Here is a 23,143-nt window from a genome sequence, read left to right on the forward strand (position 1 = left end):
TCGGGTATCTGTCTGGCGTTCGGTGGGGCAGGGTTTGGTTAGGAAATGGGTAAATGGAGCGTGCGGTTGCGTAGGGAAAAAGCAAGCCCCGATCGAGGTGACCGGGGCTTGCTGGTTTTGTCAGGGCAAGGTGCGCGAAATGCGCCCCTACGGGTTAGCTTTTGGCGAGGTTGCGCAGCACGTAGTGCAGCACGCCGCCATGTTCGATGTATTCGATCTCGATTGCGGTATCGATCCGGCACTTGAGGGTGATCTCTTTCACCGAGCCGTCCGCCATGGTGATGGTGCAGGGCACTTCCTGTAGCGGCTGGATGGTGTCGAGACCGGAGATCGAAACCGTTTCCTCGCCGGTCAGGCCCAGCGATTTGCGGCTGTCGCCACCGGTGAATTCGAACGGGATCACGCCCATACCAACCAGGTTGGAGCGGTGGATACGTTCAAACGACTCGGCGATGACGGCCTTGACGCCCAGAAGTGCGGTGCCCTTTGCGGCCCAGTCACGCGACGAGCCTGCGCCGTATTGTTCGCCGCCGAAGACGACCAGAGGCGTGCCCGCGGCCTGATGCGCCATGGCGGCGTCGTAGATCGAGGTCTGCGCGCCATCGGGGCCCTTGGTGTAGCCGCCTTCGACCCCGTCAAGCATCTCGTTCTTGATGCGGATGTTGGCGAAGGTGCCGCGCATCATCACCTCGTGGTTGCCACGGCGCGAGCCATAGGAGTTGAATTCGCGAACGGGCACCTGACGGTCGATCAGGTACTGACCGGCGGGGGTGCTGTCGGCAAAGCCACCGGCAGGCGAGATGTGGTCGGTGGTGACCATGTCGCCCAGAACCGCGAGAACGCGGGCGTTTTCAAGGTTGCTGATCGTGCCCGGCTCGGAGCCCATGTTCTGGAAGTAGGGCGGATTCTGGATGTAGGTCGATGCCGAGGGCCAGTCATAGGTTTCGGCGTCGGTGGTTTCCACGCCCTGCCATTTCTCGTCGCCCTTGAAGACGTCGGCATACTTCGACTGGAATGCTTCGCGGGTGACGGTTTCGGCCACGAGGTCGGCGACCTCTTGCGTGGTCGGCCAGATGTCTTTGAGGTAGACGTCTTTTCCATCCGGGGTCTGGGCGATCACATCCGTTGCCAGGTTGATGTCCATGGTGCCAGCCAGCGCGTAGGCCACCACGAGGGGCGGCGAGGCGAGGTAGTTGGCACGGACGTCCGGCGAGATGCGGCCTTCGAAGTTGCGGTTGCCCGAGAGTACCGAAGTGGCAACGAGGTCGCCTTCGGCGATGGCTTCGCTGAGTTCCTTCTGGATCGGGCCAGAGTTGCCGATACAGGTGGTGCAGCCATAACCAACCAGGTTGAAGCCAACCGCGTCGAGGTCTTTTTGCAGGTCCGCCGCTTCGAGATAGGCGCTCACGACTTGGCTCCCGGGGGCCAGCGAGGTCTTGACCCAGGGTTTGCGGTTGAGGCCGAGGGCCGCCGCCTTGCGTGCCACGAGGCCCGCGCCGATCATCACGTAGGGGTTCGAGGTGTTGGTGCAGGACGTGATCGAGGCGATCACCACGTCGCCCGACGACAGGGTGTAGTCTTCGCCGGCAACCGCGACTTCCTTGTCCATCGGGCGCTTGAAAGTCTCTTCCATTTCCTTGGCAAAGGCCGATTTGGCGTTTGTCAGGGCGACGTAATCCTGCGGGCGCTTGGGGCCCGAGATGGCGGGCACGATGGTGCCCATGTCGAGTTCCAGCGTGTCGGTGTAGATCGGGCTGTAATCGGCATCACGCCAGAAGCCGTTTTCCTTGGCGTAAGCTTCGACCAGGGCGATACGGTCTTCGTCGCGGCCGGTGGTGCGCAGGTAGCGCAGGGTTTCGCCGTCGATCGGGAAGAAGCCACAGGTGGCGCCGTATTCGGGGGCCATGTTGGCGATGGTGGCACGGTCGGCCAGCGGCAGCACGTCGAGGCCGGGGCCATAGAATTCGACGAATTTGCTGACCACGCCTTTTTCGCGCAGCATTTCCACGACCTTGAGCACGAGGTCGGTACCAGTGGTGCCTTCCATCATTTCGCCGGTCAGTTTGAAGCCGACAACCTCGGGGATCAGCATCGAGATCGGCTGACCCAGCATCGCGGCCTCGGCCTCGATCCCGCCAACGCCCCAGCCCAGAACGGCCATGCCGTTGACCATGGTGGTGTGGCTGTCGGTGCCGACAAGCGTGTCGGGGTAGGCGACTTGGGCGCCGTTCTGGTCCGCATCGGTCCAGACGGTCTGCGCCAGGTATTCCAGGTTCACCTGGTGGCAGATCCCGGTGCCGGGCGGCACAACGCGGAAGTTGTTGAAGGCGGTCTGACCCCATTTGAGGAAGGTGTACCGCTCCATGTTGCGTTCGTATTCGCGGTCCACGTTCATCTGGAAGGCGCGCGGGTTGCCGAATTCGTCAATCATGACCGAGTGGTCGATCACCAGGTCGACGGGAACCAGCGGGTTGATCTTGGCTGCCGAGCCTTTGAGCCCGACGATACCGTCACGCATGGCAGCGAGGTCGACCACGGCGGGAACGCCGGTGAAGTCCTGCATCAGAACGCGGGCCGGGCGATAGGCGATCTCACGCGGGTTTTTACCGCCCTTGGCGCCCCATTCGGCGAAGGCCTTGATGTCATCGACGCTGACGGTCTTGCCATCCTCGAAGCGCAGCATGTTTTCCAGCACGACCTTCAGAGCGGCGGGCAGGTTGGAAAAGTCGCCCAGTCCGGCCTCTTGGGCCGCGGGGATCGAGTAGTAATCAATGGATTGCGACCCGACGCTCAGCGTCTTGCGGGTTTTGGCGGTATCCTGTCCAACGGTGATGGGCATTGAGGCCTCCGGCTTGAAAAATGGGAATTCGTCGGGGCTGCTTTTGAACCATCGGGGGCGGGGGATCAAGGGGAGGGCTGAATTTTTTGTATACTATTGCACACAAAATGCCGGTTTGTTGACATTGCCCGGTCGGCAGCCTTTGCTGAACCAAGGCGTTCGGGGGTGGATATGAGCGGCAGTTTGATCTCGTCAGAAGTGGATTTCGACAACACGGGCAAGCATGTGGGATTCCTGCGGCTGCCGCATTCGGTGCATCACAGCGCCTATGGGTTCATCCCGGTGCCGGTGGTGTCGGTGCGGGGCGCAGAGGGGCCGGTGGTGTTGCTGGTGGCCGGGAACCACGGCGATGAATACGAGGGGCAGGTCGCACTGTCGCGCCTGGCGCAGGAGTTGCGGCCCGAGGATGTAACCGGCCAGGTGATCATCCTGACGATGGCGAATTTCCCGGCGGCGCAGGCCGGGAAACGGGTGTCGCCGGTGGATGAGGGAAATCTGAACAGATCCTTTCCCGGCGCGCCCCATGGCAGCCCGACCGAGATGATGGCGCATTACATCGAAGAGGTGCTGTTGCCGCGTTGCGATTACGCGGTGGACCTGCATTCGGGTGGCTCGTCGCTGTTCTATCCGGCGACGTTGTTGCGCGGGCAGGGCTGGGACAAGGACGAGGCCAAGGCCATTAAGCGAATGCAGGAGGCGTTTGATCTGCCTTACGCTTGGGTGTTTCAGGGCGGCGGCGGGCCGAGTTCGACCGCGCGGACCCTGATGGGTGGGGCCAATCGCAAGGGTGTGGTCGCGGTTATGACCGAGCTGGGCGGCGGTGGGGCGGTGACGCCCGATATCCTTGCTGATACCGAGCGGGGCCTGCGGCGCTGGCTGCACGGGATGGGATGTTTGCCAGGATATCAGCCGGACGGCGCGCGCGGGACGCGGGAGCTGAAATCCGTGGGGCTGGTCTATGCCTATGATGCAGGCGTGTTCGAGCCGTTGAAAGAGATCGGAGAGGATGTGTGCGAGGGGGACGTGATCGGGTTTGTTCACACGCCCGAGACACCCTGGGCCGAGGCGGTCGAGATCAAGGCACAGGCGGCGGGCGTGGTGATGGCGCTGCGGGTCATGGGGCGGTGCGCGCGTGGGGATGCGCTGTTCCAGGTTGGGGTGGACCTGGCATGAACTTCGACGAAGAGATCGACCGGCGCGCAGTTCCGGCGTTGAAATGGCATGGCATGGTACTGGGCGAGGGCAATGAGCACATTTTCCCGGCAGGGGTGGCGGATATGGACTTCCGCGCGCCGGACTCTGTACGGGCCGCGATGCAGGCGCGGCTGGATCATGGCGTGTTTGGCTATGAGACGGTGCAGCCGGACCTGATGCCGGCGCTTTGCGATTGGATGGAGGGCCGACATGGCTGGGACATCGATCCGGGCCATATCCTGCGGGCACCCAATATCCTCAATGCGCTGGCGATTGCGGCCTCGATCTTTACCGAACCGGGCGACGCGGTGATCGTGCAGCCGCCGGTGTTTTTCGATTTCTTCGATATTCTGAACGAGAACCATCGCGAGATCGTCGAGAACCCGCTGGTGCTGCGCGATGGGCGCTATGTGATGGATTTCGACGATCTGGAGGCCAAGACGGCGCGTAGAGACGTGAAGATGATCTATCTCTGCAATCCGCATAACCCGATGGGGCGGGTGTGGACGCGCGAGGAATTGACCCGGTTGGGGGACATCTGTGCCGAAAACGGGGTGATCGTGGTCAGCGACGAGATGCATGGCGACCTGGTGTTGCCCGGGAGGGAGGCCTATGTGCCGTTCGCCGCGCTGGGCGAGGCCTATGCGCAGAATTCCATTACCTGCCTTTCTCCTGCGAAAACCTTCAATATTGCGTCCTGTTCCAGCGCTTTCACGGTTGTGCCGGATGCGGCGTGGCGCAAGGCGTTCCAAGTGGAAAACTCGCGCCTGACGGTGAACAAGAACAATGGTTTCGCCAATGTCGCCATGGTGGCCGCGTGGCGCGAAGGCGGCGAATGGCTGGACGCGGTGCTGGTCTATTTAGATCAGAACCTTGCGCTGATGCGGGAGCGGATCAGCGAAATGAATGGGGTCGGGATGATCGAACCCGAAGCGGGGTTCCTGGCCTGGGTGGATTTTCGTGAATTGGGATTGGCCCCCAAGGCGCTGACGGCACTTCTAAAGGGCAAAGCCGGTTGGGCACCGACGCGGGGCGAGGCGTTCGGGCCGGGCGGAGAGGGTTTTGCCCGGGTAAACTTTGCCTGCCGACGCAAGACGCTGGCGGCGGCGCTGGATCGGTTGGAGGCGGCATTGGCCGCAGCTCACCTGTCACTCGCAAAACCTTGATTGGTTATTTCAACTTTTGCCCCGTAAGACATTGAATGTGATGAACGGCTGGGGGATCGGAGCGATCATGATGCGATGGATGGTAGGATTGGCGGCGCTGTGGCTGGGATTGGCCGGGGCAGCGATGGCCGAGGGCAAAAAGCCGGTGATCCTGGTGGAACTGTTCACCAGCCAGGGCTGCTCCAGCTGTCCGCCAGCGGATGCCTTCCTGCATGAACTAGCCAAGCGCTCCGATGTGGTCGCACTGTCTCTGCATGTGGATTACTGGGACTATATCGGCTGGAAGGATGTCTTTGCCGACAAGAAGTTTACCTTGCGCCAGCATGGCTATGCTCAGGCCGGTAAGCGGCGCTCGGTCTATACGCCACAGATGATCATTCACGGGCAGGATCACGTGGTGGGCAATCACCCGATGGATGTGACCGATTTGATCAAAGCCTATCAGAAACGGGCACAGCCGGTTGCGCTGAAGGTGGTGCGTCAGGGAGGACAGGTGATGATCCGGGCTGACGGTAAGGGCAAGGGGCCGATGGTCGTACAGCTGGTGCGGTTCGAGCCGCGCGTCACAGTCGATATTCGCCGGGGCGAGAATGCCGGGCGCAGGATCAGCTATGCCAACGTGGTGCGTCAGTGGGACGTGATCGGCGAATGGGACGGGCGGGCGCCTTTGGAGATGAAAGTGCTGGCCGAGGGCAAGCTGCCGGTGGCGGTTGTGGTTCAGAAAAAGGGCTTTGGTCCGGTTGTGGCGGCAGCGCGGGTGGAATAGCAGTCTTTGCCAATTCGACAGGGCGCAAAATGCACCGCGCCTGGTCGCCGTTTTTTGGCTGGGGGACGCTGTCCCCCCAGACCCCCTCCAGACCCCCAGAAGAATTTTTGGTCAAATGAAGCGTGAAAACGTTGTCGGACTTTGTGGTCGAAGTTGACCTGCATCAGTTGCCCATCAGGATTTCCGTTTCAACCGCGTCGCGTAGCCGGAACCATGGCGCAAAGCGCGTTGTCATCGGCGCGGTAGCGGCGCTGACGGCGGTGGTTGTACCGAGCAGGAAAGTACCGGTCTGGCCCAGACCGTCGGTGCCCACCCAGAGAAGCGGTGCACCGGAATCGCCGGGCATGGCCGAGCAGGCGGCCAGCAACTGGCCGGAGACCGGTAAAGGATGATCACAATCGTGCGCCACGCGCAGCACGTGTGGGGACAGGCTGGCATAGCCGGGCATCAGCGCTGTGCCTTGCGTACTTGCCCGCAACCGGCCGCCGAACAGCCGGATCGTGCCGAAACGGTTGCCCAGCGGCTCTGACAGGATCAGCAGGGCCCAGTCATGGCTGGGGGTGATACGGAGCCGGGGGGCAGCGGTGTCGATCTGGGGTGCAAGGATGATGCTGTCCACCCCGGACGTGGCAAGGCCCTGACCGCGCTGATAGCCGGGTACGAACTGCAAGCTTTCGGCCGGGATCCAGCGTTTGCGGGTGGCATTCCACAGGCAATGGGCGGCGGTCAGGACGGTGCGGTTTGAGACCAGTGTGCCGGTGCAGTGGCTGCGCAGATCGCCGCTGGCATAGTTCACCCGGCCAATGGCGGACCATTGCGGATCGCTGGCATCGACGATCTCGCGGGCACGGATGGCATCACAGCCGATCGCGCGGGTGTTGCCGAGGCTGCAGATGCCGTCGAGTGCTGGCGAGAAAGCGGCCTCTTGCGCCATCGCGGTGACGCCCATGGCAAGCCATGTCAACAGAATGTGCAGGAGGTGGGCGCGCATATTCAGCCTTCCGGTCAGCGTTATCCGCAATTAGCGGTGTTTCGCGCCGCGAAGGCAAGGGCCGGGCAAAGGAACGCCCGGCGCCACGAGTTTTACCGTTGCGAGCGGGCCATGAAGGCAAGGCGCTCGAACAGATGCACGTCCTGTTCGTTCTTTAACAGGGCGCCGTGCAGTTTGGGCAGGGCGGCCTTGCCATCGCGTTTGATGTCCTCGGGGCCGAGGTCTTCGGCCAGCAGAAGCTTGAGCCAATCGAGCACTTCCGAGGTTGAGGGTTTCTTCTTCAGGCCCGGGGTTTCGCGGACCTCGTAAAACTGGGTCAGGGCGGTGGTCAGCAGGTGTTCCTTCACGCCCGGATGGTGCACCTCGACGATGGCGCGCATCGTGTCGTGATCGGGGAATCGGATGTAGTGGAAGAAACAGCGGCGCAGGAACGCGTCGGGAAGTTCCTTTTCGTTGTTCGAGGTGATGATCACGATCGGGCGGACCTTGGCCTTGATCGTCTCGCCGGTCTCGTAGACGTGGAACTCCATCTTGTCGAGTTCCTGAAGCAGGTCGTTGGGGAATTCGATATCGGCCTTGTCGATTTCATCGATCAGCAGGACGACTTTTTCTTCGGCCTCGAAGGCCTCCCAGAGTTTGCCGCGCTTGATGTAGTTGGCCACGTCGTTGACCTTTTCATCACCGAGTTGGCTGTCGCGCAGGCGCGAGACGGCATCGTATTCATAGAGGCCCTGTTGCGCCTTGGTGGTGGATTTGATGTTCCATTCGATCATCTTGAGGCCAAGCGCCTCGGAGACCTGGCGGGCCAGTTCGGTCTTGCCGGTGCCGGGCTCGCCCTTGACCAGAAGCGGGCGTTCAAGGGTCACGGCGGCGTTGACCGCTACCTTCAAGTCGTCCGTGGCGACATATGCATCGGTGCCTTCGAATCTCATTTTTCAGCGCGTCCTAAACGATGATCAGTTCGGCGCACCCTAACGGAGCCACAAAGTCACCGCAATGTGATGTTATCCGGCCGGTGAAAATGGCATGTAACGGGTTGAGCTTACTATGATGTTCACTTCCGATGAGATTCAGGTTTTCGGGTAGTGACAATCATCGTGGAGGCGAGTATGAGGCAGCGCAGAGAGGGGTGCCAATGACTGAACTTGGCGAAAAACTGGGAGCCGACATGAAAGCAGAAACTTTTCTGCCCGATGATTACCGTCCCGCTGAGGACGAACCTTTTATGAACGAGCGTCAGCTCGAATATTTCCGCCGCAAATTGGTGACTTGGCGCGAGGAACTGCTGGATGGCAGTCGCGACACGATCGAAGGTCTGCAGGAGCAAACTCGCAATATTCCCGACGTGGCCGACCGTGCCAGCGAAGAGACCGACCGGGCGCTGGAACTGCGCACCCGTGACCGTCAGCGCAAGCTGGTTGCCAAGATCGACGGCGCGCTGCGCCGCATCGACGAAGGTGAATACGGCTATTGTGAAGTGACCGGCGAGCCGATTTCGCTGAAACGGCTGGATGCACGACCGATTGCGACCATGAGCCTTGAGGCCCAGGAACAGCATGAGCGGCGAGAAAAGGTACATCGGGACGATTGATGCGCGCCTTTAGCGTGACGATAAACCTCATCCCGAAAGGGTGAATTGATAGACGCCGGGGCTTCCGCTCCGGCGTTTTTCGTATGACACTGGAAAAATGGGTATGTTGGCAGGAATGCGGGCCACGGTGATCGGGGCCGGAATTGGTGGGTTGGTGGCCGCGCGGGCGCTGGCGCTCAGGGGCGCGCATGTGAAGGTGCTGGAACAGGCGCCGGAAATTTCCGAAGTGGGGGCGGGGTTGCAACTGAGTCCGAACGCGGTGGCGGTGCTGCGTGGCATCGGGCTGGAAGACCGGCTGTTGAATGCGGGCGCGGTGCAGGCGCAGGAGGTGCGGCTGGTCGACTACAAGGGCGGCGATGTGGTGCGGCTCGACCTGTCGCGGCTCAAGGATCAGAGCTATTACTTCATGCACCGGGCCGACCTTATTGCCATGTTGGAGAAAGGCGCGCGCGATGCCGGGGTCGAGATCGAACTCAACGCCCGGGTCGAGCGGATCGAGGACAGGCCGGACGGTGCTACGGCCTTCATGGAAGACGGTAGCGAGCGCCATGCCGACCTGATCGTCGGCGCGGATGGCTTGCATTCGAAACTGCGCGAGGTGTTGAACGGGAAGGAAGAGCCGTTCTTTACCGGCCAGGTGGCCTGGCGGGCGACCATTCCCAACACGATGGGGCGCGGCCCCGAGGCGATGGTGCATATGGGGCCGGGGCGGCACTTGGTGTGCTATCCGTTGCGCGGGGGCGAATTGGTCAATCTGGTTGCCGTGCAGGAGCGGCGCGGCTGGGTCGAGGAGGGCTGGAACCGGCGCGATGACCCGGCCAACCTGCGCGCGGCGTTCGCGGATTTTGCCCCGCGGGTGCAGGCGATGCTTGAGAAGATCGACGATGTCTACCTGTGGGGGCTGTTCCGCCACGAGGTCGCCAAGCGCTGGCATGGCCAGCATGTGGCGATCCTGGGCGACGCGGCACACCCGACCCTGCCATTCATGGCGCAGGGTGCGGCGATGGCGATGGAGGATGCCTGGGTCATGGCCGCCTCGCTGTCCGGCGCCGAGAGCATTCCGGTGGGACTGGCGCTTTACCAGGAGCGGCGGATCAAGCGGGCCACAAGGGTGATCAACACCGCCACGGACAATGCCTGGAAATATCACCTGAGTTTCCCGCCGCTGCGCTTTGCCGCCCATACGGTGATGCGGATCGGGGGCACGCTGTTTCCGGAAAAGATGCTGCGCCAGTTCGACTGGCTTTACACGTTCGACGTGACCAAGGGGGCGTCGGGCGGGTTTTAATCCTTTGGCTCGCAGCCGATCCCGTTGCCGTCGGCATCCAGCCCATAGATGTCCTCGCCGACAACCTTGACCGGTCCTTCTACATAGGCCGGGCCGTTTCCGTTTCCGCCGGCACAATCGACGTCCGAAGCGATGGGCACGCAGGCGCCGGAGTAGTTCGGGTCGCAGCCCGTCGCAAAGGCGGTGCCGGGAAGGGTGATGACCATGAAAAGGGTAAGGCGCAGCATCGGGTTTGGTTCAACGTGGTTAACTAACCCTTAATAGATGAGCTGGTGCGTTCATCTTTTCAAGCTGAGCAGTCAGACTGTTCGGCTTTCGTTGGCGGCCATGATGCCCAGCGGTACGATGTTCGGATCGCTACAGCGTGATGGGCGCGCGGGGCCGAAATAGGTCTGATTTCGCAGGCTGCCACGGGTTTCGATCAGGCAGATGCGGTCACCCACCTGCACATGAGTGGTGAATTGGCGCAATGTGACCGGGACGATGCGGTCCTCGGCAATCCGGGCAGTGATGCGGACACGCGCGTTCGTGCGGCTGGAGACCGAGGTGACACTGTGCACCGTGGCCGTGTGATAGCCGACGCGTTCGACTGGATCGAAGAAGCGGAAACCGCCGATCAGCACGCAGCCTATGCCGACAATGGCGATATTGCGGATTTCCTTCCCGTGAATGGCCCACCAGGTGGTCAGGCGCCCCTTAGGATTGTGTGACTTCATGATCCAAATATGGGGGGTCATGAAACCGTGAATAAGTGCCGATTTGGAAACAATCTGTTTCAGGTGATGTCAAAGCCGGGCTCGGCCAGGATGAAGTGTTCGAACTGGAAGCCGGGGCTGACGGTGCAGCCGACGAGGGTGTAAGCCCCTGTTGTTTCGGCCTTTTGCCAGTGATGCGGTGGAACGATCAACTGCGGTTCCTGGCCCGAGAGCACGTTTGGGCCAAGGGTCAGGTCTCGGCGCGGTCCGTCCATTGTTTCCGATATGGAAAGAATGAGCGGCGCGCCGGCGTAGAAATGCCAGATCTCGGCGGCGTCGACCTTGTGCCAGTGGCTGTGCTCGCCTTCGCGCAGCAGGAAGTAGATGCAGGTGCCCGCAGCGCGGCCGTCACCGCTGGCCACCCAGGTCTGGCGATAATGGCCACCTTCGGGGTGGGGCTGCAGCTTCAGGTGTCTGATAATGCGATCGGCCTCGGTCATGGGGCGAGCCTAGGCAAGGCGGTGCAGGCGGGCAAGGGGTAGCGGGGTGATCCCCGCCCTACGCAAGCTGCGCAGCCAGGTCGTTGAAATCGCGGGCGGTGATGTCCCAATCGGACTCGGCCACGAGGTCGGCGGTCTGATCGGGGCCGTGCTCGGTGAGGCGGGGGATGAAGGCGGTTTTCAGACCCGCGGCGCGGGCGGCGTGCAGGTCGTTATTGTGGGCGGCGACCATCATGACCTCTGAGGGCGGCAGGCGCAGAGCGCTACAGGAGGCGAGGTAGACCGCCGGTTTGGGTTTGTAGTCGCGGGCCAGTTCCGCGCCGAGGATGCAATCCCATGGCAATTGGGCATAGCGCGCCAGCCGGGTCATCAGAGCGATGGAGCCGTTGGAGCAGGGGGCGATGATGTGGGACTGTTTCAATTGTGCCAGGCCGGGCACCACGTCAATCCAGGGGTCGAGCCGCTCCCATGCGGTATTGAGACTGTCCGGGGCCGTAACGTTGTGGCGGGCGGCGACACGATGGAGGTTTTCGAGGTGCAGATCGTCAAGCGGGACATAGCCGCGCCCGCCGTCGCGAATGCGCGTCATCGCCGGGTCGTATTCGGCGCGCCACTCGGTGGCGAATTGCAGGGCGTCAACCTGCGGCAGCGTGGCGGCCACGTCGCGGGCGACGGAGTTGCGCCAATCCACGCAGGTGCCGAAAACGTCGAAGATGAGGGCGCGCATCGCGGTTTGCCTTCAGAGTTCACTGCATCTGGACTTCGTATTCCGGGTGGCAGGTTTCGGCCTCGGGTGTATGCAGGCAGGCCGTCATCGCGTCGGCCACGACGCCCGGGGCCGGGTAGCCAGCAAATTGCGGATGGGCGCGGGCGGCTTCGATACGGGCCTTGGCGTCGTCGGGGCGATGGGCATGAATAAGCGCCAGCGCGGTCATCAGGTTGATGAAGATCGGCATGTCATCGTTTGAGGCGGCAATGGCGGCATCGGCGATGGGCAGGAGAACCGACAGGTATTGTTCGTCGCCCCAGCTTTTGTCGAGATCATATTGGTAGCCGCCATACATCAGCAGGAAACGCTGCACCGGGTTGAGCAGTTCCAGCCGCATTTCCAACAAATGGGCCCGCAGGTAACGGGATTTGCCCTCGAGCGCCTTCCACGCGTCGGAGGCGACGATCTCTTCCAGCGTGGCGGGATCGATGCCGTCAAAGCCCCAGTAGAGCGGGATGCCGGATTTCGGGCACACCGGCAGGCGGGTGATGAAGTCACATGAGGTAATGGAACGCAAAGACAGGGTGCCGCGACCGGTCGACGAACAGGACGGCGATTCGATCGCCGGGGCGGTTTCATCCCAGATCGGGCAGGCCAGGTCGACGTTGATCGGCGAGCCTGCGGTGGCGGGCTGCACCATGAGCGTAAAAAGAAAAGCGGTGATGAGTTTGCGCATCGTCGGATCCCCAGAGTGTCAGAGGGCAGGATAAGCGCATAACGGCAACCGAAGGAAGCCCGGAAATCCCGCCCCGGATGGGGAAGGTGAAATGATTGTCCTGAGCGTATCCGGCAAGGTCAGGACACCGAGCGCAGGACCGTCAACGGCCCCGCGCCCGGCGTGGGTGTGATTATTTCAGGATCGAGCGGCCTGCGTATTCGGCGACCTCGCCCAGGGCTTCCTCGATGCGGATCAGCTGATTGTATTTGGCCAGCCGGTCCGAGCGGGCGAGCGAACCGGTCTTGATCTGTCCGCAATTGGTGGCGACGGCGAGGTCGGCGATGGTGGCGTCTTCGGTTTCGCCCGAACGGTGCGACATGACGTTGGTCATGCCGGCGCGATGCGCCATGTCGACGGCTTTGAGGGTTTCTGTGAGCGAGCCGATCTGGTTGACCTTGACCAGCATCGAGTTGGCGCAGCCGCGCTCAATGCCCATGGCGAGACGTTCGGGGTTGGTGACGAAAAGGTCGTCGCCCACGAGCTGGACCTTGCCGCCCAAAGTGTCGGTCAAGGCCTTCCAGCCGTCCCAGTCATCCTCGGAACAGCCATCTTCGATGGAAATGATCGGGTAGTCGGCGCACAGCGCTTCGAGGTAGGCGACGTTTTCGTCAGAAGTGAGGATTTTTCCTTCACCGGCAAAGACATATTTGCCGTCCTTGAAGTATTCGGTGGCGGCACAGTCGAGCGCGAGGTGGATGTCGTCGCCGGGTTTGTAGCCAGCTTTCTCGATGCTCTTCAGCACAAAATCCAGCGCATCGCGAGTCGAGGCGATGTTGGGCGCAAAGCCGCCTTCGTCGCCGATTCCGGTGGAAAGCCCTGCGGCGGAGAGCTCTTTCTTGAGGGTGTGGAAGACCTCGGCGCCCATGCGGGCGGCATCACGAATATTGGTAGCCGACACCGGCATGATCATGAATTCCTGGATGTCGATCGGGTTGTCGGCGTGCTCGCCGCCATTGATGATGTTCATCATCGGAACCGGCAGGATGCGGGCCGAAGTGCCGCCGACATAGCGGAACAGCGGTTGGGTGGTGTAATCGGCGGCGGCCTTGGCCGCGGCGAGGCTTACGCCAAGGATAGCGTTGGCGCCAAGGCGGCCCTTGTTGGCAGTGCCGTCAAGCTCGATCATTGCCTCGTCCAGCAGGACCTGTTCGGTGGCATCCATGCCGACGAGTTCTTCGGCAATTTCGCCATTCACGGCGGCGCAGGCTTCGAGCACACCCTTGCCCATGTAGCGGGACTTGTCTCCGTCACGTTTTTCAACGGCCTCGTAGGCACCGGTCGAAGCGCCCGAGGGCACGGCGGCGCGGCCCATGGTGCCATCTTCGAGGATCACGTCGACCTCGACCGTGGGGTTGCCCCGGCTGTCGAGGATTTCGCGGGCGTGGATGTCGATGATGGTGCTCATGTGGGTGGTGTCCCTTGGGTGTGTAAATGCCAGTGTTGAGGCGGGTTTTAGAGGGGTTTCCCGGTGAGGGAAAGGGTTGGGGATGCGTCAAGTTAGCGCTAACAGCAAGAGTTAGCGCTAATTGTCTGGAACGTTAGCGCTAATTCTTTTTCATCCCGGGCGTGACGGCGGAAAACAGGACAGCTAGGCTGCGGTGAAACGGGAGTGCGGGATGGAACTGATCACAGAACCCTATTGGTGGCAGGACGGGGCAGAGCTGCCGCCGGTTTGCCACGATGTACCTGCCAAGGCGGATATGGTGGTTGTCGGCGCCGGGTTCACCGGGCTGGGCGCAGCGCTGGCGGCGGCGGAAAAGGGTGCCGAAGTGGTCGTGTTTGACGCAGGTCAGCCGGGACAGGGGGCGAGTACGCGCAACGGCGGGATGATCGGTGCGCCGCATCGGCCAGAGTTTGTGCAGGAATTGAAGACCTATGGCCGCGATCTGGCGGTGCGGATCGTGCGCGAGGGGGCCGAGGGCTATGCCCATACGCGCGCGCTGCACGAGGCTTCGGGGGTGTTTCAGCATACCGGGCGTGTGCAGATGGCCTTTACCCGGGCGCATTTCGAGGCGATGGCCGAACGGGTGCGATTGATCCATGAACTCGCACCGCAGGAGACGCGGCTGTTGAACCGGGAGGAGTTGCAGGACCATATCCGATCGGATCTTTATTTCGGCGGGCTCTATTACCCCGATCACGGGGCGGTGCAGCCACGGCTGGCGCATGACGGGTTGATGAAACGCGCCCGCGACGCCGGGGTAACGATCTGCGCCGAATGTGCGGTGACGGCGATGAAGCCCGAAGGGGACGGGTTTCGCCTGACCACCGAGGCCGGGGAGATCAGGGCGCGGCGGCTGGTCTGGGCGACGAATGGCTATACCGGGTTGCAGAGCCGATGGCTGGCGCGGCGGATATTCCGGGTGCCGAGTTTCATCATCGCTACCGAGGAATTGCCAGAGGGGGTGATTGACCGTCTGGCGCCGGGGCGACGGATGATGGTGGAAAGCCGGGCGCGACATTCCTATTTCCGGCCCTCGCCAGATGGGAAAAGGATCATCTTTGGCGGGCGAGCGGCGCTGGTGTCGATTGACGAGCGCGAGGCCGCACGTCGGCTGCAACGGACCATGGCCGAGATATGGCCGGAGGCGGCGGAGTGGAAATTGAGCCATAGCTGGCAGGGCTGGTTGGGCTTTACCTTTGCGCGCAACCCGTATGTGGGCAGCCACGAGGGGGTGCATTTCGCCTATGGCTACAGCGGCAATGGCGTGGCCCTGTCGCCCTGGCTGGGGCGCAAGGCGGCGCTCCGGGCCATGGGCGATCCGGAAGGGACGACGGCCTTTGCCGAGACACGGCTGGAAAGCCGACCCTACCATATCGGCGGAACGCCGTGGTTCATGGCATTGGCCTCGCCGTGGTGGCGGTTCGTGGTCGACGCGCGCGAGACAGCGCGGGCACGGCGGGATCGGGAGATGCGGCGGTAGGTTTGGGCTTGCTGCGGACACTGAGGTGAAGCCGTGCGCTGGCCGACCCGCGGGGTGGCGACCCAACATTTCAGCATGGCGCTTTACCCCGGCCTCATCCAAAGAGCCTCACTGTTTCGCATGACCTCACCCGATCGCCTTCCCTCGGGGGCGGGTTGGCGATCGCACGGCGGCGCGGGCGCCTTGATTCCGTGCAGGTTTCTCGTGGCCAATGTCCGTTCAAGGCCAAAATCACCGCTTGCTCAGAGCAACAGCTCTCCCTGCATCATCGGACAGGCGGCACCCGAGATGGTGACCGCCGTACCGTCGGTGGCAACCCCGATCCGTGACGGGCGGCCCATGTCCTCGCCTTGCCACAGGGTAAAGCTTTGATCTGTGCCATGGATCCGCGCCAGCAACGCGCCAAGCGTGGCGCTGGCCGAGCCGGTGGCGGGGTCCTCGGGGATATTGTCGAGCGGCGCGAACATGCGGGCATGGATGGCGTCTGGTCCGCGCCAGTAGCAGAACTGGGCAAAATCGAGCGCACCGGGGTATTTCGCGTTGCCCACACGGAAGGCAGCGATGTCGGGGGTGGCTGCGGAAAGCGCCGCACGGCTGGTCAGTTCGGTGAACGTGAAGGGCAGACCGAGCGTGGCCATGACCGGGGCGTGACTTGTGGTTTCGATCTGTTCGGTCGGCAGTGTCAACGCGGCGCCGACTTCGTCCACCGTGGGGTGGGCGAGGGTCTCCAAAGGGGCCGAGGTGGTGAAGCGGGCCGCATCGGGTGTCGCATGGGTGTGGATCGGGCCGATGCCGAGTTCCAGCACCATATCGGGGCCGTGCCCCATGCGCGCCAATGCCACGGCGGTGCCGATGGTGGGGTGGCCGGCAAAGGGCACCTCCATCGTCGGGGTGAAGATGCGGACGCGGGCGGTGTGGGCCGGATCGGCGGGCGGGTAGATGAAGGTGGTTTCCGAGTAGTTGAACTCGGCTGCGATCTTCTGCAACGCGTCCTCGGGCAAGGTGGTCGCATCTGGGACAACGGCCAAGGGGTTGCCACCGAAAGGGGTGTCGGTGAAGACATCAAACGTCTGGTAGCGGGTCATGGTTTTGTCCTTCAAAGCAGCAATTGGCCGGTGCGGATCCGGCAGGCGTTGCCCGAAACGGTAACGCCGCTGGGGTCGGTGGCAAGGGTGATGCGCGAGGGGCGGCCCATCTCGACGCCCTGCGTCAGGGTGAAGTTTTGCGGGTCGCCGGTTGAATGGGCAAGCAGAGCGGCCAGCGTAGCGGCGGCGGAGCCGGTGGCGGCGTCCTCGGGGTTGCCTGAGAGGGGGGCGAACATGCGGGCATAGGTGCGGTCATCTTCCATGCACCACGTGTACTGGGCGAAATCCATGGCGTTGGGGAGGGCTGCGCGACCTTCGGCCATGGCGTTTGTGTTTACTTCGATACGTGACAGCGCCGCGCGGTCGCGGAGCCGGGTCAGCACCACGGGGCGACCCAGAGAGGCGATGGTTGGCGGATGGGGAGAGGTCTCCAGCATGTCTTGCGGAAGGTTAAGGATACGCGCGATCAGGGCCGGGGTGGGATGGCCGAGAATGTCGAGCGGGGTGTTGGTGGTGAAGCTGGCTGACTTGGCGTCGGCGCGGACGGACACCGGGCCGATGCCCAGTTCCAGCACCATGTCGGAGCCATGGCCCATGCCCGCCAGGGCGACGGCGGTGCCGATCACGGGATGCCCGGCGAAGGGAAGTTCTTGCGTGGTTTTGAAAATGCGCACGCGGGCAGTGTGGGTCGGATCATCGGGCGGGAAGACGAAGGTGGTTTCCGAGTAGTTGAATTCGGCTGCGATCTTCTGCAACGCGTCCTCGGACAGGGCGGTTGCATCGGGGATCACCGCGAGCGGGTTGCCAGCGAAGGGCGTGTCAGTGAAGACATCGTAAGTAAGGTAGCGCGTCATGGCCCGTCCGGTCGCGGCTTGGATCCTGCCAAGCATAGACGCGCGACAAGGCCGTGCGCCATGGCGTTTTCGTGATGGTCAGGATTTCGAGACGTGATGGGGTGTTACACCAGGTCCGGCTCGCGTCCGACGCGATTGGCCACGCGGGTAATGGTCAGGCCCTGCACCACGATCGAGAAGATCACGATCACGTAGGTGATGGTCAGGATCATCGGCTTCCACTCGTTATCGGGCAGCGACAACGCCAGCGCGACCGAGATACCGCCCTTGAGGCCACCCCAGGTCATGATCGGGATGACTCCGCGGGAAAACTCGCGGAAGGGTTTCAACGCCAGCACCGGTACGGCGACGGCGGCAAGACGTGCGACCAGCGCCAGAGCGATGCAGAGCACAGCGGTGACAAGGTAATCCATCTCAAAGGCCACGGCAAAGACCTCGAAACCGATGAGCAGGAAGAGCACGGCGTTGAGAATCTCGTCGATCAGTTTCCAGAAGGCATCGACATAATGGCGGGTTTCCTCGCTCATCCCGTGCTTGGCGCCGATATCGCCAATGAGCAAGCCAGCGCAGACCGCCATGATCGGGGCCGAGAAATGCAAGTAGACCGAAAGCTGGTAGCCGCCAAAGGCCAGCGCCAGGGTGAGCAGCACCTCGAGCGAGTAATCATCGATCAGCCGCATGATGCGGAAGGTGAGCCAGCCCAGGATGAGGCCGAGTACGGCACCGCCCACGGCTTCTTGCAGGAACAGCTTTACCGCGCCCATCAGCGCGCTGTCATGGGCGCCGTGATCACCGCCCATGGCCGGGAAGGCCAATCCGACCAGCACCAGGAAGACGACATAGCCGACACCATCGTTGAACAGCGATTCTCCGGCGATCTTGGTTTCGAGCGACTTGCGCAAGTTGGCCTCGCGCAGCACACCCAGCACGGCGACCGGGTCGGTGGGGGAAATCAGCGCGCCAAAGACCAGCGCGATCAGGATCGGTGCGCCGGTCAGCGCAGAAAAGCCCAAGCCAACGATCAAGGTCGACAGACCCACGCCGATGGTGGCCATCAGGAAAACCAGCCGCCACTGTTCGCGCAGGTCGGAGATCTTCACATGCAGCGCCCCGGCAAACAGGAGCAGCCCCAGCATGCCTTCCAAAAGCGCATCCGAGAAATCGATCCCGGTGATGATGGCGCGTGAGGTCTCGGCGATGGTCAGCACGGGCCAGATCAGATCGGTGATCAGCACCCCGAAACTGGCAAACAGCGCCACGACAAGGATGCCGATGGCGCCCGGTAGTTTCAGAACCAGGTGGTTGATCGCGCCGAATATCGCGGCCAGCACGATAAGAAGCGAGGTAATCTGTAAAAGATCCATGGGGTTACCCTGTACGCTGCGGTGTCCGGGATGGCCCTAGCACGGGCGCGCCGGTTTTCAAAGCGAGAGGGTGTCGCATTTGGCTTTTCGCGCCGTGATGGCGGCGGTGCGGGGCTGGCCAGGCTGGAATTGAGTATTTACGCCAAGAAAGAGAGCCGGTCCCTGGTCTCTTTCTTGATCCAAATACTCAAATCCCGAAATCAGATCCCAGCGCAACCGCTGCGCATGGATTGATAGGATCGTTGCCGCGCCGCCCGAGCAGCGCAACCTTTCACTTGCGGGCAAGGTCCGCCCAGATCGGCAGGTGATCCGAGGCGACGCGGGCCGGCCGGGCAGTATGGCTGCCGTGATCCAGTGCCCGCAGCTCGGAGGACAGGGCGAACCGGTCCAGCGCTGCGACCGGGCGCGGCGAGGGGAAGCTGGGACGTTCCGGCAGGATGGTCAGGCCGGGCGTAGCCTGATCCAGCGCCCGCGCGGGGCCCCATTCGTTGAAATCGCCGGCCAGCACCGTGGGCATCGGCTCCAATTTTTGCAGGTGGCGCATGACCGCTGCCAGCTGCAACAGCCGGTAGCGGCGAATCAGCCCCAGATGCAGCCCCAGCACCCGGAGCGGGCCGATCGGGGTCATCAGGTCGGCGCGGATGGCGCCGCGCGGCTCCAGCCCCGGCAGTTCGATATGCGCCGTGTTCAATGTGGTTACACCGGAACGGAGCAGCATCGCATTTCCATGCCAGCCGAGCGACCCGCCCGGTTCGCCGAAATGCGCCACCCGCCAGCCATCGGCTTCGGCCATTTCGTGCGGCAGGGCGGCAGGGCGCGGCGGCAGACGTTTGTCGGCCTCCTGCAGAACAACCACCGCGGCCTTCAGGTTGCCGATCACCGAAAGCGTGCGGTCGGGGCGTCTGCGCAGGTCGATGCCGACGCATTTCTGCAGGTTGTAGCTTGCAATTCTGATCTGCTCTGCCTTCATCTGGTCTATATGCAAGGCAAAAGCGGGGATGTCACGAGGGTGCTACGCGATCAGTCCTATCTGACCTGGGCAATCTGGGCGGTTCTGTTGATCATGGCGGCCGACGCGCTGATTGCAGGACGGTTCTCGGTGGCCTTTGTGGCGCTGGCCACGCTAGCCTTGTCGCTGGTGCCGGTCATCTACGCGCGCTGGGCCGAGATCCACGTCCCCTCGTCCTTCATGCTGCTGGTGGTGGCCTTTGTCGGCGGCACGCTGTTTCTTGGCGAGGTCTATGATTTTTACGAGCGGTTCTGGTGGTGGGATATCGCCATGCACGGCGCCAGCGCGCTGGGATTCGGCCTGATCGGGTTCGTGCTGGTGTTCATGATGTTTCAGGGTAATCGCTTTGCCGCGCCGCACGGGGCAGTGGCGTTTTTCGGGTTCTGTTTCGGAATGGCGATCGGCGTGGGCTGGGAGATTTTCGAGTTCGGTATGGATCAGCTGTTTGGGTTGAACATGCAGAAATCGGGACTGAACGACACGATGGGTGACCTGATCGTCGATTTCTTCGGCGCAGGTATCGGGGCGATGGCCGGTTGGGCCTATCTGCGTGGACGGCATGCGGCGGGGCTACAGCGGCTGATTGGCGAGTTCATCGAGAAGAATCCGCGCCTGTTCCAGCATCAGCATCAGAATCGGCCCGGCGCACAGGGCAAGGACACACGGCAAACCGAATTGGAACGCAACGACGCGGATTGACCTTTCACCGCCTTTGCCCCCTTGTTGACGCGAAAGGGAGGCAATCATGGAACGCAAAGACCACGTGGATGCGGCCGGTGCCGCCGCGATGATCCTGTTCGCCTTTCTGCTTGGGTTCAACCAGGTGGTGATCAAGGTCTCGACCGGCGGGTTCCAGCCGGTGTTCCTGGCCGGGTTGCGTTCGGTTGGCGCGGTGGTGGCGATCTGGGCCTGGATGCGCTGGCGAGGCATCGCGATTCGCATCCCGCATGAGGCGCGGGTCGGCGCGCTCCTGCTCGGGCTGCTCTTTACCGCCGAGTTCATATTTCTCTACCTGTCGCTCGATCGCACCAGCGTCGGGCGGGCCTCGATCATTTTCTATTCGATGCCGGTTTTCGTGGCGATCGGGGCGCATCTGATGATCGCAGGCGAACGGTTGAACACTGTACGTGCCTTGGGGCTGTTGCTGGCGATGGGCGGCGTAGTCTGGGTGATGAGCGACCAAGGTGCTGGTCAGGGCGATATCCTGGGGGACGTGATGGCGCTCCTGGCAGCGATGTCCTGGGCCGGGATTGCCTTGGTGGTGCGGGTGACGCCGCTGGAGCGGGTGGCCCCGGAGGTGCAGCTGTTCTCGCAACTCATCATTTCGGCGGTGCTGCTGATGATCGCGGCGCTGTTCTTTGGCCCTTTCATCCGTGATCTGCAGCCGATCCACTGGGCGGGATATGCCTTTCAGACTCTTGCGATCGCCAGTTTCGGCTATCTCTTCTGGTTCTTCCTGATGAAACGCTACCCGGCCTCGGGCGTGGCGTCGTTTTCCTTCCTGTCTCCGGTCTTCGGCGTCGGCCTTGGCTGGCTCTTCCTGAACGAGGCGGTGGGCCCCGAGATCATCGGTGGCTTGATGCTGGTGGCGGTGGGGATCACCCTGATCAACCGCCGCTGACAAGGGCTGTTCAGCAAGGAGCATTCCGGGCAAGAGGAACCCAAACGACGCTGCTCTTTCTTGGTTCAAATACTCATTCCCACCCAGCCAACCCGCCACAACGGTTCAATCAAAGCGGCCGCCGGGCGCCAGCCCGGCGCCAGCAGGTACCATGCAGGGCCGAGCGTAGCGAGGCCCCCGGCGACGCCGTCAGGTGGCGCAAATCCTTGGAAACTCAGGTGCCGCAGAAGGTCTGGCGCACGCGTTCGCTGTCCGTCGGGGGGCGGGTCAGGTCCAACGCGTCCGGTTGATCGTCATAGGGGCGGGCCAGCACCGCCGTCAGGCGGTGGAACGGGGCGAAATCGCCCGCCACGGCGGATTGGATCATTTCCTCGACACGGTGATTGCGCGGGATGAAGGCAGGGTTGACGCGCGCCATCAGAGCACGCGGGTCAGGCTCAGAGGCAATGCGGGCCTGCCAGCGGGTCTCCCAGGCATCGAACGTATTTCGATCCGAGAACTGGTCGCGGGCCGACGATGTGGCGATAGCCCTGAACGCGTTGGTGAAATCGGCTCCGTCTGTCGCCATCAGGGTCAGAAGATCCTCGATCAGAGCGCGATCCTCGGGGTCGGGGTTAGAAAGCCCCAGCTTGGCGCCAAACCGGGTCAGCCAGGCGTGCTCGATCCGGGTGGGCATCGAATGGACGAGGGTGGTGAAATCCTCGACCGCTTTGTCCTGGTCCGGGCAGAGCGGGATCAGGGTGTTGGCCAGTTGCGCCATGTTCCAGACGATGACGCGGGCCTGGTTGGAATAGGCATAGCGGCCATGACGGTCGATCGAGGAAAACACCGTGTCGGGGTGGTAGTCGTCGATGAAGGCGCAGGGCCCATAGTCGATGGTTTCGCCCGACAGCGTGGTGTTGTCGGTGTTCATTACCCCGTGGATGAAACCCACCGACATCCAAGCCGCCACCAGCGCCGCCTGCCTGTCGATCACGGCAGAGAGCAGGTCATTCGGGGTTTCGACATCGGGGTAGTGGCGGGTGCGGGTGTAGTCGAAAAGCGCCTGCAGGGCCTTGGTGTCGCCACGGGCAGCGAAGAACTGAAAGGTGCCAACGCGGATATGTGACGCTGCCACCCGGGTCAGCACTGCGCCGGGCAGGGCGGTTTCACGCTGTACGGTCTCGCCGGTTGTCACCGCGGCGAGGGCGCGGGTGGTGGGGATGGTGAGCGCATGCATCGCCTCGGAGACCACGTATTCGCGCAAGACGGGCCCGAGCCACGCCCTGCCATCGCCGCCGCGCGAATAGGGGGTGCGGCCGGAGCCCTTGAGTTGAATGTCGAAACGGGTGCCGGTCTTGTCGGTGACCTCGCCCAGAAGCAGGGCGCGACCGTCGCCGAGCTGGGGCACGAAATTGCCGAACTGGTGACCGGCATAGGCCTGCGCCAGCGGATCGGCCCCTTGGGGCGTCTCGTTTCCGGCGAAGACGCGGGCCATGTCCTCGGGCGGGCCGGGGGCGATGCCCAGGCTTTCGGCGAGGGTGTCATTGAAGGCGATCAACTGCGGCGCCGCCACCGGCGCGGCCGGCTGGCGGCTGTGGAAATGCGGTGGCAGGCTGGCGTAGCTGTTGGAAAAGGGGATCGAGAGCGTCATGGGATGAATATAACTCTAACGCGCATGTTTTCCAGCCAGGAGTGAGGACCGGCCTCGTCGTCCATTGGTCGCTCGGACCAACGGCGCAACCAAGGACGACCCTCCGAGGCATTTGTGGTCAAATGAAGCGTTGCAC

22 protein-coding genes are annotated in these 23,143 nt (G+C 62.7%); 8 read left to right on the forward strand and 14 right to left on the reverse strand.

The genetic code is table 11. The annotated features are described in order from the left end of the window. Positions 1-154: 154 nt before the first annotated feature. A complete protein-coding gene (gene acnA / locus RXV86_RS03890) occupies positions 155-2,839 on the reverse strand; it encodes an aconitate hydratase AcnA (protein ID WP_316297618.1) in 2,685 nt (894 codons plus the stop codon). A gap of 171 nt (positions 2,840-3,010) precedes the next feature. Here acnA and RXV86_RS03895 point away from each other — a divergent pair, with 171 nt between their 5' ends. From RXV86_RS03895 to RXV86_RS03905, 3 genes are all read left to right on the forward strand, one after another. Further along, positions 3,011-4,012 carry a succinylglutamate desuccinylase/aspartoacylase family protein gene (locus RXV86_RS03895; protein WP_316297619.1) on the forward strand — a complete coding sequence of 334 codons (1,002 nt, stop codon included), beginning with the start codon at positions 3,011-3,013 and terminating at the stop codon, positions 4,010-4,012. After that, positions 4,009-5,199 carry a PatB family C-S lyase gene (locus RXV86_RS03900; RefSeq protein WP_316297621.1) on the forward strand — a complete coding sequence of 397 codons (1,191 nt, stop codon included), beginning with the start codon at positions 4,009-4,011 and terminating at the stop codon, positions 5,197-5,199. The genes RXV86_RS03895 and RXV86_RS03900 overlap by 4 nt, the downstream gene beginning before the upstream one ends. A 70-nt stretch (positions 5,200-5,269) precedes the next feature. Next, entirely contained in the window at positions 5,270-5,965 is a 696-nt protein-coding gene (locus RXV86_RS03905) for a DUF1223 domain-containing protein (RefSeq protein ID WP_316297622.1), read from the forward strand. A gap of 163 nt (positions 5,966-6,128) precedes the next feature. On the opposite strand, the gene RXV86_RS03910 is transcribed toward RXV86_RS03905, so the two are convergent. After that, complete coding sequence (locus RXV86_RS03910) at positions 6,129-6,956, reverse strand: trypsin-like serine protease (RefSeq protein WP_316297624.1); 828 nt, start codon at positions 6,954-6,956, stop codon at positions 6,129-6,131. A gap of 92 nt (positions 6,957-7,048) precedes the next feature. Continuing rightward, the gene (locus tag RXV86_RS03915; protein ID WP_316297625.1) at positions 7,049-7,888 is read right to left on the reverse strand and encodes a MoxR family ATPase; all 840 of its coding nucleotides are present in this window, start codon (positions 7,886-7,888) and stop codon (positions 7,049-7,051) included. Between the two features lie 236 nt (positions 7,889-8,124). On the opposite strand from RXV86_RS03915, the gene dksA reads away from it, so the two are divergent. Next, on the forward strand, positions 8,125-8,547 hold the full coding sequence (gene dksA, locus RXV86_RS03920; RefSeq protein WP_316298439.1) for an RNA polymerase-binding protein DksA: 423 nt from the start codon (positions 8,125-8,127) through the stop codon (positions 8,545-8,547). Positions 8,548-8,644: 97 nt separating this feature from the next. Next, positions 8,645-9,835, forward strand: coding sequence for an FAD-dependent monooxygenase (locus RXV86_RS03925; RefSeq protein ID WP_316297626.1), 1,191 nt, complete (start codon positions 8,645-8,647; stop codon positions 9,833-9,835). Here the strand turns inward: RXV86_RS03925 and RXV86_RS03930 are convergent. The 6 genes from RXV86_RS03930 to eno all read right to left on the reverse strand — a co-directional run bounded on the left by RXV86_RS03930 (position 9,832) and on the right by eno (position 13,922). Next, positions 9,832-10,041 (reverse strand): hypothetical protein, encoded by a 210-nt coding sequence (locus RXV86_RS03930; protein ID WP_316297627.1) that lies wholly within the window; start codon positions 10,039-10,041, stop codon positions 9,832-9,834. The two genes, RXV86_RS03925 and RXV86_RS03930, sit on opposite strands and share 4 nt — an antisense overlap. A gap of 93 nt (positions 10,042-10,134) precedes the next feature. Then, the gene (locus RXV86_RS03935) at positions 10,135-10,572 is read right to left on the reverse strand and encodes a hypothetical protein (RefSeq protein ID WP_316297629.1); all 438 of its coding nucleotides are present in this window, start codon (positions 10,570-10,572) and stop codon (positions 10,135-10,137) included. Between the two features lie 38 nt (positions 10,573-10,610). Continuing rightward, positions 10,611-11,030, reverse strand: a complete 420-nt coding sequence (locus tag RXV86_RS03940; RefSeq protein ID WP_316297631.1) for a cupin domain-containing protein — start codon at positions 11,028-11,030, stop codon at positions 10,611-10,613. Between the two features lie 58 nt (positions 11,031-11,088). Beyond that, positions 11,089-11,757, reverse strand: a complete 669-nt coding sequence (locus RXV86_RS03945; protein WP_316297632.1) for a haloacid dehalogenase type II — start codon at positions 11,755-11,757, stop codon at positions 11,089-11,091. A 19-nt stretch (positions 11,758-11,776) separates the two neighbouring features. Continuing rightward, complete coding sequence (locus tag RXV86_RS03950) at positions 11,777-12,475, reverse strand: hypothetical protein (protein ID WP_316297633.1); 699 nt, start codon at positions 12,473-12,475, stop codon at positions 11,777-11,779. Between the two features lie 172 nt (positions 12,476-12,647). Continuing rightward, the gene (gene eno, locus RXV86_RS03955) at positions 12,648-13,922 is read right to left on the reverse strand and encodes a phosphopyruvate hydratase (RefSeq protein ID WP_316297634.1); all 1,275 of its coding nucleotides are present in this window, start codon (positions 13,920-13,922) and stop codon (positions 12,648-12,650) included. 211 nt (positions 13,923-14,133) lie between these two features. On the opposite strand from eno, the gene RXV86_RS03960 reads away from it, so the two are divergent. Continuing rightward, positions 14,134-15,441 (forward strand): FAD-binding oxidoreductase, encoded by a 1,308-nt coding sequence (locus tag RXV86_RS03960; RefSeq protein ID WP_316297636.1) that lies wholly within the window; start codon positions 14,134-14,136, stop codon positions 15,439-15,441. A gap of 242 nt (positions 15,442-15,683) precedes the next feature. Here the strand turns inward: RXV86_RS03960 and RXV86_RS03965 are convergent, their stop codons facing one another. The 4 genes from RXV86_RS03965 to RXV86_RS03980 all read right to left on the reverse strand — a co-directional run bounded on the left by RXV86_RS03965 (position 15,684) and on the right by RXV86_RS03980 (position 19,714). Further along, on the reverse strand, positions 15,684-16,526 hold the full coding sequence (locus RXV86_RS03965; protein WP_316297637.1) for a PhzF family phenazine biosynthesis protein: 843 nt from the start codon (positions 16,524-16,526) through the stop codon (positions 15,684-15,686). Between the two features lie 11 nt (positions 16,527-16,537). Next, positions 16,538-17,380, reverse strand: coding sequence for a PhzF family phenazine biosynthesis protein (locus RXV86_RS03970; protein WP_316297639.1), 843 nt, complete (start codon positions 17,378-17,380; stop codon positions 16,538-16,540). A gap of 104 nt (positions 17,381-17,484) precedes the next feature. Beyond that, on the reverse strand, positions 17,485-18,744 hold the full coding sequence (locus tag RXV86_RS03975; RefSeq protein WP_316297642.1) for a sodium:proton antiporter: 1,260 nt from the start codon (positions 18,742-18,744) through the stop codon (positions 17,485-17,487). Between the two features lie 271 nt (positions 18,745-19,015). After that, positions 19,016-19,714 carry an endonuclease/exonuclease/phosphatase family protein gene (locus tag RXV86_RS03980; RefSeq protein WP_316297644.1) on the reverse strand — a complete coding sequence of 233 codons (699 nt, stop codon included), beginning with the start codon at positions 19,712-19,714 and terminating at the stop codon, positions 19,016-19,018. Positions 19,715-19,723: 9 nt separating this feature from the next. Between RXV86_RS03980 and RXV86_RS03985 the strand changes: the two genes are divergently transcribed. Continuing rightward, positions 19,724-20,452 carry a hypothetical protein gene (locus RXV86_RS03985; RefSeq protein ID WP_316297646.1) on the forward strand — a complete coding sequence of 243 codons (729 nt, stop codon included), beginning with the start codon at positions 19,724-19,726 and terminating at the stop codon, positions 20,450-20,452. A gap of 46 nt (positions 20,453-20,498) precedes the next feature. Continuing rightward, positions 20,499-21,374, forward strand: coding sequence for a DMT family transporter (locus RXV86_RS03990; protein ID WP_316297648.1), 876 nt, complete (start codon positions 20,499-20,501; stop codon positions 21,372-21,374). Between the two features lie 214 nt (positions 21,375-21,588). Here the strand turns inward: RXV86_RS03990 and RXV86_RS03995 are convergent, their stop codons facing one another. Further along, positions 21,589-23,007: a protein adenylyltransferase SelO family protein gene (locus RXV86_RS03995; protein WP_316297649.1), complete on the reverse strand. Its 1,419-nt coding sequence runs from the start codon at positions 23,005-23,007 to the stop codon at positions 21,589-21,591. Between the last annotated feature and the right edge of the window lie 136 nt (positions 23,008-23,143).

Origin of the sequence: Aliisedimentitalea sp. MJ-SS2 (assembly GCF_032586155.1) — a bacterium.
Lineage (GTDB): Bacteria > Pseudomonadota > Alphaproteobacteria > Rhodobacterales > Rhodobacteraceae > JAWHTC01.